Annotated in this window: 14 protein-coding genes; 8 read left to right on the top strand and 6 right to left on the bottom strand. The window is 70.0% G+C overall.

Going from position 1 to position 9,878, the window contains the following annotated elements; translation table 11 throughout:
• A partial coding sequence (locus tag EBO15_RS47465; RefSeq protein WP_147481893.1) for a transposase occupies positions 1–184 on the bottom strand: 184 nt, incomplete at its 3' end.
• Positions 185–289: 105 nt separating this feature from the next.
• Here EBO15_RS47465 and EBO15_RS47460 point away from each other — a divergent pair.
• From EBO15_RS47460 to EBO15_RS41375, 3 genes are all read left to right on the top strand, one after another.
• Positions 290–661, top strand: coding sequence for a DUF6086 family protein (locus EBO15_RS47460; protein ID WP_122199915.1), 372 nt, complete (start codon positions 290–292; stop codon positions 659–661).
• An 870-nt stretch (positions 662–1,531) separates the two neighbouring features.
• Positions 1,532–1,957: a hypothetical protein gene (locus EBO15_RS41380; protein ID WP_122199914.1), complete on the top strand. Its 426-nt coding sequence runs from the start codon at positions 1,532–1,534 to the stop codon at positions 1,955–1,957.
• A 444-nt stretch (positions 1,958–2,401) separates the two neighbouring features.
• Complete coding sequence (locus EBO15_RS41375) at positions 2,402–3,295, top strand: hypothetical protein (RefSeq protein ID WP_147481892.1); 894 nt, start codon at positions 2,402–2,404, stop codon at positions 3,293–3,295.
• On the opposite strand, the gene EBO15_RS44825 is transcribed toward EBO15_RS41375, so the two are convergent.
• Complete coding sequence (locus tag EBO15_RS44825) at positions 3,281–3,664, bottom strand: hypothetical protein (RefSeq protein WP_122199912.1); 384 nt, start codon at positions 3,662–3,664, stop codon at positions 3,281–3,283. The two genes, EBO15_RS41375 and EBO15_RS44825, sit on opposite strands and share 15 nt — an antisense overlap.
• Before the next feature lie 283 nt (positions 3,665–3,947).
• Between EBO15_RS44825 and EBO15_RS41365 the strand changes: the two genes are divergently transcribed.
• From EBO15_RS41365 to EBO15_RS41345, 5 genes are all read left to right on the top strand, one after another.
• Entirely contained in the window at positions 3,948–4,289 is a 342-nt protein-coding gene (locus tag EBO15_RS41365; protein WP_122199911.1) for a hypothetical protein, read from the top strand.
• On the top strand, positions 4,286–4,648 hold the full coding sequence (locus EBO15_RS41360) for a hypothetical protein (RefSeq protein WP_122199910.1): 363 nt from the start codon (positions 4,286–4,288) through the stop codon (positions 4,646–4,648). Before EBO15_RS41365 ends, EBO15_RS41360 begins: the two co-directional genes overlap by 4 nt.
• A gap of 76 nt (positions 4,649–4,724) precedes the next feature.
• Positions 4,725–4,970 (top strand): hypothetical protein, encoded by a 246-nt coding sequence (locus tag EBO15_RS41355; protein ID WP_122199909.1) that lies wholly within the window; start codon positions 4,725–4,727, stop codon positions 4,968–4,970.
• Positions 4,967–5,332, top strand: coding sequence for a hypothetical protein (locus tag EBO15_RS41350; RefSeq protein ID WP_147481890.1), 366 nt, complete (start codon positions 4,967–4,969; stop codon positions 5,330–5,332). The genes EBO15_RS41355 and EBO15_RS41350 overlap by 4 nt, the downstream gene beginning before the upstream one ends.
• A gap of 179 nt (positions 5,333–5,511) precedes the next feature.
• On the top strand, positions 5,512–6,120 hold the full coding sequence (locus EBO15_RS41345) for a DUF6283 family protein (RefSeq protein ID WP_122199907.1): 609 nt from the start codon (positions 5,512–5,514) through the stop codon (positions 6,118–6,120).
• Between the two features lie 83 nt (positions 6,121–6,203).
• Here the strand turns inward: EBO15_RS41345 and EBO15_RS41340 are convergent, their stop codons facing one another.
• The 4 genes from EBO15_RS41340 to EBO15_RS41325 form a co-directional block, all read right to left on the bottom strand.
• Positions 6,204–6,431, bottom strand: a complete 228-nt coding sequence (locus EBO15_RS41340) for a hypothetical protein (protein ID WP_122199906.1) — start codon at positions 6,429–6,431, stop codon at positions 6,204–6,206.
• A 40-nt stretch (positions 6,432–6,471) separates the two neighbouring features.
• On the bottom strand, positions 6,472–7,266 hold the full coding sequence (locus EBO15_RS41335; protein WP_122199905.1) for a GDSL-type esterase/lipase family protein: 795 nt from the start codon (positions 7,264–7,266) through the stop codon (positions 6,472–6,474).
• A 38-nt stretch (positions 7,267–7,304) separates the two neighbouring features.
• Positions 7,305–8,600, bottom strand: coding sequence for an FG-GAP repeat domain-containing protein (locus tag EBO15_RS41330; protein ID WP_158628499.1), 1,296 nt, complete (start codon positions 8,598–8,600; stop codon positions 7,305–7,307).
• Between the two features lie 382 nt (positions 8,601–8,982).
• Positions 8,983–9,780 carry a chymotrypsin family serine protease gene (locus tag EBO15_RS41325; RefSeq protein ID WP_122199903.1) on the bottom strand — a complete coding sequence of 266 codons (798 nt, stop codon included), beginning with the start codon at positions 9,778–9,780 and terminating at the stop codon, positions 8,983–8,985.
• Positions 9,781–9,878: the final 98 nt, after the last annotated feature.

The following is a 9,878-nucleotide window of genomic DNA, read 5'->3' as shown; positions in this document are numbered from 1 at the left end:
CGGGACGCTTCCCGCCATCGACCTCAGCCTGCCGCACCCACGTCCGCAAGGCTTCCCGGTGCACCCCGAGCTGATCCGCGACCCGGGCGATCACGCCCTGCCCCTCACCCGCCGCACGCGCCTCAAAAACCAGACGAACAGCGCGTTCCCGCAGCTCAGGGGCATACCTCCTCGGTGGTGCCATAACTCCTCACCCTTCCAGGTATCGGAGCCTCCAACCAACTCGGGCTGGCCCAATCGCCAGCATCCGCTCGAGCACCCCGCTGACAGACCGGCAGCCAGGAGGACGATGAGCCAGTACTTTCAGATCGGCGAACGCGCCCTCTGGAACCCCGCAACAAGCGTCGCTCAAGTCTTCCTGCGAGCAGCGGAATCCCTCACGACGCTCACCGGCCTCCCCTCAGGCCTCGGCTCGATGGAGGCCGACGAATGCGAGGTCGACATCGACGTGTTCAGCGCGTTCGTCGACGCGCTGATCTACCGCTACGCGCGCTCGAACCACGTGATCATCCGATTCCTCATGGAGGGATTCACCGCGACCGCGATCGTCCTAGCCCACCGCGGCGGCGGCCGACTACCGGCGCCGGCGTCCTCAAACGACCCCGGCATCGCCGCCCTAACCGAGCTCAGCCGCCAGCACGACCGCGCAATGGTCATCTGAGATACCCACAGCACCTCAGCCCTTGGCCAATCCCATAGGGACACCCCCGCTTCCTGGGGCGTACGCGCGATCAGCGGGCGACAGCCGACGGGTGTAGCCGAGCATCCCCCCGCGGCCGCGGCTCGCGAGGAAAAGTCGACGCACCCCTGACCAGGGAGATGTCCCGGACGGGAGCAACGTGATACCGGGCGGCAGCGTCGGCGCCGAGCTCGGGAGCATCCACCGGCGGGGCCGTGCACTCGGGGAAGGACAACACGCATGTCTCCGGGAACCTCGCACGTGTGGGCCCAGTCCCGGACATCCGCGGCGGCGTCCCGGCGGCGGCCACCGTCGAGGCATGTGCATGATGAAGCCCATCCCTAAGCCGGCGTCCAGCTCCGGGGAGAACACCGACCCGCGCCAACCTTCTGAGAGAAATATCCCCCGAGTTCCCTGAGCCTCCTCGGCCTTCAGGGCGATCTGCAGCGCCACCCACAGGGCCTCGCAGGCGCTGCGCATCGCGCTGGCCCCAGGGGCGCTGGCCCGGTCCGGCGCCCGGCGAACCGAACACCACGGCCCCGTCCCTTTGCTTCCTTGAGATCGGGGCCGTCGTGCTGCGTGACGTGCGCGAACTCGACCAACCCGCGAGTTGGCAGGATCCGGCCGCCCTCGCCTCTTGCACAATTCGGCCCGGATCCGCTCTTCACTATGTCGCTGAATCCGCGGTGCGAGGGCGGCGGGCCACGGGAACCGGCAGAGAGGTGGCCAACCGGTGGGCTGTGCTCGGTTCGGGATGTGTGGTGATCGGGTGTCCGGCCGAAGGCCTGGGCGAGAGGAGTGTGGTGGTGACGGGTCAACCGGCGGAACATCGCGCGTCGTCGGGGGTGGCCGATGAACATTGAGGCCGAATCCCAGCCGCACGACGACGACGGCAGGGACCAAGAACTCGAGGCGCTTTACGGGCAGCTGATCGAGAAACACTGGAAGCGGCTGGTCGGCCTGTGTCAGGCCGAAGGGGTGTACGGGGCGGCCGCCGACGACATCGTCGCCGACGCGTTCGCCGAACTGCACGCTCGCCGCCACATGGTGCGGCGCAAGGCGGGCTACCTGTCCGCCATCGTGCTCGGACACGCCCACATCACCACCACGGAGATCTACACCGAGCCCACCGTGGAGGAGGTCGTCCCGCAGATCCTGGCCCACCATGCGCGCCAGGCCGCGCAAGCGGCCGTCCCTCCGGCACCGGCCCCGGGCTACCGACCCGAGGTCCTGCAGACGCTGTTCGGCGCGGTCCCGCTGGGAGGCGAGCCGTCATGACCGTCGACCTGCGGCAACTTTCGGCGGCTGGCCACCGACGATGGGCGAGCGGCCACCGCCATGTCCCGGCGGACTCGCAGGCTCGCACTCCTGACGCGATCTGGTACCAGACCTCGCGCCGAGGTGCTGTAACGAACACTGGCGCTGCCGTTCACCGGAACCAGCGAGGCCAACCTCCGGACCCGCGAGCGCGGCCTGATCAAGCTCCTGGATTGGCTCGAGGACCAGCCCGGAAGCACCCGGCAGGAACGTTGGCTGGCCAGCGGCGCTGAAGAGACGGGACGGGACTGGCAGAGGATCCCGCTGGACTGGCTGGCCGCCCGGGCCCGCGTCCGAAAGTACGACACGATCGACCTGTCCTGCGGCATGATCCCGCTCATCGACGGACAGGTCATCCGTCCGAATTACCAGTGGTTGCTCCGCCTCATCCCCTCCCACTTGCTGATGCAGTTCCGCCACGTCACCGACCCCGAAGGGTTCGCGGCCCTGGTAGCCCACTGCGAGGCGACCGGCCGCCACGGGAAGAACGACCGGGCGCAGGCGTTCAACCGGATCGCTTGGATCATGATCCGCAAAGGCGGGCTCATCCGAGACATCACGATCGGGGACTGCGTCGAGCTGCAGGTCGGGATCGGTGAGCACCAGTGCGCCGGGCAGAAGGGCAAGCATCTCTACTACGCGCTGCTCGCCGAGACCGGGGTGTTCGGGCCTGCAGCGCCGCCCCGGCTGAAGGCGGTCATGGTGATGGGTCAGCGCAGCCCCGCCGAGCTCATCGACCGGCACCAGCTCGCCTGCAAACCGATCCGGGACCTGCTGGTCGAGTACCTCACCGACCGAACCGTCGACGTCGACTACGTGACGTTGGAGGACATGGCCCGCTCCCTCGGCCTTCTGTTCTGGAAGGACCTCGAACAGCACCACCCCGGGATCGACTCGTTGCGACTGGACGCCGCGACCGCGGCCGCCTGGAAGGAACGCATCAGCGTCATCCCGGCCCGAGACGGCCGGCCCGCCCGCCCCCGCATCAACGTCCACATCGTGCTCAACACCGTCCGATGCTTCTACCAGGACCTCGCGCGCTGGGCCGCAGACGACCCAGCCCGCTGGGGCCCATGGGTGGCGCCGTGCCCGATCCGGGCCAACGAGACCTCCCATGTCAAGGCGCGCAGCCGCCGCAAGGCCGACATGGACCAGCGCACCCGCACCCTGCTGCCGGTCCTGCCCGCGCTCGTCCGCACTGTTGAGCAGCAGCACCGCAACGCCCAACCCCACGCGAGGTGGCCCATGCCCGGCACCACCACCCCGGCCTTCCCGAACGACCCGCTACCGGCGAACTAAACTCGCCAACCGGGACCGGGACCTGAACGACGCGCACGCCAAACTGGCCGACCTCCAGCTGCAGCACCGCGCGACGGCCGCCGAACGCGACCAGGCCCGCGCCGAGGCGGACCAGACCCGGCGTCGGCTCGCGCTGGCCGAACAGGAACGCGACCACGCGACCCGCGCCGCGGCCCAGGCCACCACCCGCGCCGCGACCGCCGACGCCCGCGCGAGCAGGCCCTGCTCGCCCAGACCGCCGCCGAGGGACGGGCCGCAGCGCAGCAGCTCGCCGACCGCGCCGAGCACGACCGGGCCGAAACCCGCGCGCAGGCCGACGCCCAACGCGAACGCGCCGTGACCGCCGAACAGGACGCCGCCGCACCGCACAGCAGCTCCCCGAGGTCGCCGACATCCCACCTCCGCCGGGCCGGCCCCCGGCGTCCCGGTCGGCAACGACGGCGCGGTCCTCCGCACCGGCCCCGACCAGGTCACCCTCCGGGACGTGCCCGGCACACTCACCGGCGAACATGCCCACGCCCTGGCGCGCGCGCTGCACGCCGTCGCCCACTCCAGCGTCGCGCCCGACACGCCGCGCCGATAATCAGACCGAGCCCCGCCCAGGCCCGGTCGTCCCGCACCCACGGCACACCCGCATCGGACGGAGACACACATGAGCACCCCCCAGGACGGCGAAACCGCCCGGCCACCGACGCACCGCGCGTACGAGGCCCGGCGCGGCTACGACCACCACAACCGCATGCTCCAAGCCAACATCCGTACCGCCCTGGACACGGTCCGGCCGGATGCGCGCATCCTCGCGATGCCGCCGGGCGAGGACGGCCGCCCCCGCACCGACACCGCCGGGTTGCTCAAGGCAGCGCAGACGCTGGGGCACTACCTGCCGCTCCTGGTCCGCGCCCTGAGCGAGGACCAGGCGCTGCAAGAAGCCGCCACCTATCTGCTGCCTGACGCGCCGCAGGACAGCGCCCGCACCCGCGACGGGGACCGATGAACCGGCGCGCGCAACACGCACCGGCCGACCACGCGGCCGCCGTGGTGACGCTGCTGCGGGACGAGGGCGGCTTCGCGGGGCTCGCCGACCCGGCCACCGCCGCGATCATCCGGGACTCGATCACCAGGCACCTGGACGCACTGACCGCAGGCCAGGACGACGCGGGCTGTGAATGCATCGTCGACGACCCCAGCGTCGCCCACTGGGAGCTCAAGGATGCGGGCCGGCGGGGGCCGGTCCGGCTGGGGTGCTACCGCTGGCCGATGAGCGACGCCGCCCAGCAGCGGGAGGACGACCTTAGCCGCCGTCTCGGCGACCTGGCCACCGCCCACCGCAGCCAGGGAGGTCCTCGTGGGTGAGCCGCACACGCCAGTTCGCCCGGCCGACGCGACCGGCTCCGCCCCGCCTGGCGCGCGGGTGGGGCGGGGTGTGTTGATGCCGCGGTTCGCGCCGCGGCCCCCGACGGATCTGCCGTGCGGCGACTGCGGACAGCCCCGGCTGCTGGACCTGGAGAGCGGGGAGGTCTGCTGCGAGAACTCCGGGTGCCCGGCGGCCGGGCTCGGCGTGTGGCTGTGGAAGCTGATCGACCGGCAGGTCCGCGCCGGTGGCCCGGACCGGTGCCCGGCCGGATGGCCCCGCCCCGCCTGGAAGGGCTGCCGGTGCCGTGGCTCACGCCGGTGACCGCCACCGGTCCCCACTGGCGGATGGTCCACCGGGGTCGCCTGGCCCACTGCCAGCGCGAGTGGGCCTGCCAGGTGTGCGGCGAACCCGCGCCGCCCCGCGCGCTGCTGGCCGTGGACGCCGATGGACGCTGCCTGACCAGCGCGCCGATGCACCCGCGGTGCGCGAAACAGGCCACCGCCGCGTGCTCCCACCTGTCCGCCAGCGCGCTGTTGCTCCGCGCGGTCACCCGGGACCAGATCGTCGTATCCGGCGACCTCCATCCCGACCTGGGCGAAACCGAACAATGGAGGGTGCCGCCCGCCCAGCCTGGCCTGGTCCCACCCTGGCCTGATCCCCACTCCCTGGAAGAACGCCGATGACCTCCACGGGATCGCCCCAGCAACACGCCACACCATCGAAGCCGGCCCTGGATGCTGCCGCGTTCATCCCGCTCTCCGAGTAACTTCCAGGCCTGTGCTGAGGAGGAGGACCTCGAGCCCGGGCGGCAGTCTCCGACCGGCGCCACGACGGCCGGGCGGAGGACGCGGGTCGCGACCTCATGCCGTACCGCCAGGGCCCGTGTGGCGAGTGCCCGGCCCGCCGCGACAACGCACGCAACCCGCGGGCGCGGTTCCCCGCCGCGATGTGGCGGCACCTGCGCGCGACCACCTTCGGCGACGGCGGTGACCTGTTCGGCTGCCACAGGGGCGCACCCGGCCACCCCGGCATCGACTGCGCCTGCGCGGGGGTTCTGGCGGCCTTCGGCCAGCAGTCCCTCACGGTCCTGCTGGCGCGGCATCACGGGCGGCTGCCCGCCGCCACGCTGCGAGCGGGGGAGCGGTGGCCCGCCCTGTACACCGACTGGGACCAGATGGCCGCCGCGCAGACACTGCGGCCCGGCGACCCCGTCGACCACCTACCGCCCCTTCTCCAGCAGATCGCCGAGCTGGAGCACCAGGGGCCGATCCTGACGTGCTCAACGAACTGCTGGCCCAACGCTGGACTCAACACCAGACCACCTGCGAACCGCGCCACGCCCGCGACCCCCACCACCAGGACTGAACCGGTCGCCCCAGGGCCGGGCCCGAGGTTCGCCGCGGGCCTCGGGCCGGGCGCCAGGCGTGTCGACGGCGGCGGCTGGCATCGCGGCCGCCGTCATTCGGGATGAAGGTACCCGCGCGCGCCCGGGGGAGCGCACAAGGTAGGTGCGCCGACCGGGGGTGCCTTCGTGGGGTTCGGGGAGGGCCGGTCTCAGCTGCCGCTGATGATGGCGCCCATGTCGGTCCAGCCGCCGTGTCCGTCGCCGCCGTTGCTGCTGTGGGCGTGGACGGAGTTGTCAGGGTTGGTGGCGAGGTAGTCGGCCAGGCCTTCGCCGGTGAGGGTGACGGCGTTCTGGTCGGTGGTGAGTCCCTTGGCTGTTTGCCCGTAGTCGGCCCAGCCGCCGTGCCCGTCGCCGCCGTTGTTCAGGTAGACGTTCACCGAACCGTTGTCGTTGATGACCAGGTAGTCGGCGCGGCCGTCACCGTCGAAGTCCGCCCACCGGACCCGGCCCGACCCCGCTTCCGAACCTGCCCGCGTCGCGTGGGGACGCTGCGCCAGGCCATCGTTGAAGGCCTTCTGCAGCCCGTTGCCGAAGACCGTGGCCATGCGCTGGTAGCCCAGGTCGTTGGGATGCAGCCGGTCGTACATGTCGGTGCTCGGCGACAAGGCCGGCGGCTCCAGGTAGCGGATCTTCTTCCCGGCCAGCTTCCCCGACGGCAGTGCACATCTTGGAGTTGAAGATCTGCGCGGTCTTCTGCAGCTCTCCGGTGGTGGGGATCAGTCCCTGGACGAGCACGGTCACACCTGGCCGGTCGCTGAAGATCCGCTCGGCCAGGTCGGTGAAGGCGGTGGAGGCGCGGGTGGCGGCGGCCTGCTTGTCGGGGGCGCGGTCGTGGTCGAGGTCGTTGATCCCGATGTGGAGCAGCACCACGTCGGGGTTGGCGGCGTTCAGCCAGCCGTCGATGGAGGAGCGGATGTCGCTGATCCGCGCCTCGCCATGCCCTTCATTGTCGGGGTCGGCCACACCCGGCGACTGCCAGGAGCCGACGTAGTCGACGGTGTAGCTGGACTTGCCCGCAAGCAGGTTCCACAACGGCAGGCGGTATCCCGCCTGGGTGGAGCTCCCGTAACCGGCGGTGATCGAGTCGCCCAGCGGCATCACCCGCAGAGGCGGACGCGCCGGCGCGGTGGCGGCGGACGCGGCCGGAACAAGGAGAGTCAGGCCCGCCAGCCCGGTCAAGGCGGTGAGCGCGAGTACGGTGGTGCGTTTCATGGGGGAAGGGCCTTCGTGGAGTTCGGGGACGGTCGGTCTCAGTGGCCGGTGGTGATGTTGCCCAGGTCGGTCCAGCCGCCGTGTCCGTCGCCGCCGTTGTTCTGGTAGGCATGGACGGAGCCGTCGGGGTTGGTGGCGAGGTAGTCGGCGTTGCCGTCGCCGGTGATGTCGGCGAGGACGACCCTTATATCCTCGATGCCGATTCCCGTTGCGGTCTGTCCCCAGTCCCCCCAGCCGGGGTGGCCGTTCCGGTCGCCGCCTTCGTTGATCCAGGTGTGGACCGAGCCGACCGGCCCGCCGCCGCCGGGAGCGCTGGGGATGCCGTTGCCGATGACGTTGTAGTCGAAGCGCTGGCTGTTGTACATTTCCGCCAGCCGAACCCGGGGGCCGGTGCCGGGCCCGAACCCCGCGGCGACCCTCCCGATCGGCTCCCACTGCCTGGACGAATCACCTCCGCAGTTGAGCCAGGTGGTGATCGAGCCGTCGTCGCGGACGATGTTGTAGTCCGCCCGGCCGTCCTCGTCGAAGTCGGCGAACTGCACCTGGTTCTGGTCGGTGGTCATACCGGTGGCGACCGCCCCGATGTTCTGCCACCCGCCGTGCCCGTCACCGCCCCTGTTCAGTTGGGTGGTTACCGAACCGTTCGGGTTGATGACCAGGTAGTCGGCCCGGCCGTCCCCGTCGAAGTCGGCCAACCGCACCCGGCTCGAATCGGAGATCCCGGTTTGAGAGGTGTGGACCCGCCCGCGGTAGTCCCACCCGCCGTGCCCGTCACCGCCTCGGTTCAGGTAGACGTCCACCGCACCATCCTGGGAGACGTTCGAGTAATCGGCGCGGCCGTCACCATCGAAGTCCGCCCACCGGACCCGACCCGTCCCCGCCTCCGTCCCCGCCCCATTATTCAGCCGCTTATTGTAGGGGTCGCCCGTGAGCTGTGCGTGCGCAATGGAGCTCTTCGGCCACATGAAGGGATCGCTGCCGACGTAACCGGTGTTGGCGGCGCGATAGTCAACTCCCTTGATCTCGTCCAGATAAACGTTATCGGTCTCGCAAAAAGTGGCCCAAGCGCAGGACTTCATCTTTCCCTCCAGGCCATACTTGCCCTGGTCGCCCGCGAGCGCAACAGTGGGAACGAGAAAGTCATGACGGGACTTGCATCTGGTCGCCGCATTCGCATATACCTCACCTAGGTTATGGCTAATCTGCACGCTCTGGACGCAGTCCTCCCACGGCTCGCCGTAGCCGACCACACTGGCGGACGCAACGGTCCCACAAGCCATCACCACCGCCACCGCGCCAGCCAGGACACCCCCGGCCCTCCAGATGCTCCTCATGTTGCCTCTCCTTCTAGTCGACCTGAATCTTCCAATTCCCGAACGGCGCACCGCGGCGCGGACATCTCTGTCCCCCGGGGCGAGCACCACGTCACCCAGCGGCCCGCTCTGCTCGCAACCTGCACGGCAATTGAGCAAGACCTGGCCAATGTGCGCGGCGTGCAGGGCTTTTTGATCACGCATGCGAGGGGATTTTCGGGGAACCCCGCAACAGGCAATATCACCCCAAATAGGGCTGATATGAGGTTGCCGTTCCATCGATACCGGCATGTTGAGGACGACCGTCTGCACGGTCCGGCCAGGCCCGCCCGCTGGCAGGGATCCTCGTCGACGCGGACGACGCGTTGATCCCGGTCACCCGCGGGCGGGCCCGGCCGCCTGTTCAGCCGATCTTCGGGGTGATTCCGAAGTCGCGCCAGGCCGTGCCGAAGTCCTGGTAGTAGAACGTGGAGCCGTCGTGGCCGGTGACCGTCCCCTTGGCCACGACGTCGGTGACACCGCTGACGCCGAAGACCGGTCCACCGCTGTCGCCGTGCTGGCTTGGCAGCCCGCCGTCGGCACGGCGAGCGACGACCAGGTCGTACAGGAAGTTCCTGTTGCCGTAGGCGTCGGCGTCGAACCAGCTGGCGTAGGTGAAGTTGTCGGTGTTCTGGATCCCGCAGACGGCGCCGCTGGTCGACCCGGACTGGCAGATCCACTCGTTGACGTAGGCCCAGTCCCAGCCGGCGACGCGCTTGGTGTAGTCGCCCGTGTTGCTGCCGTCCCACATACGCCCGGCCGAACTGGCGTCGATGAGGAGCAGGTCGTGCCCGGCATGCTCCTGGGTGGCCGTCCCGATCCACCTCGACCATTCGCCGTTGCGCCAGCCGCCTCCGGGGCGGCCACAGTGACCGGCGGTCAAGAGGTAACTGATCCCGCGGCCGTCGATGACGGGCCACCCCGCAGTGCACCGGACCCCTCGGCCTGGGAAGTCGTCGTTGAGGATGGCGCCACCCGCGTAGTAGGGCGGTGTGTCCTCGTACCGGCCCGAGTCGAGGCTGGCGACGCCGCCGTCGGCATAGCTCACCGGAACACCGGCGACGGTCTTGGCCTGAGCCGCGATCGCCCTCGCCTTGTCCTTGGTGGTCAGGACGAGCCCGTCTCCTCTGAGGGCCCTCTCTGTCAGACTCTTGAGAGACAACAGGACATATGAGTCTTCTGTGACATGAGTAGGGCGAGAGCAGGATTTTCCGGTCGTGACGTTGAGTGTTGTTGATCTCCGCGATGATGGTGTCGTGG

This window comes from Actinomadura harenae, assembly GCF_003696215.1.
GTDB lineage: Bacteria > Actinomycetota > Actinomycetes > Streptosporangiales > Streptosporangiaceae > Spirillospora > Spirillospora harenae.
This window is presented reverse-complemented; position numbering and strand designations above follow the sequence as displayed.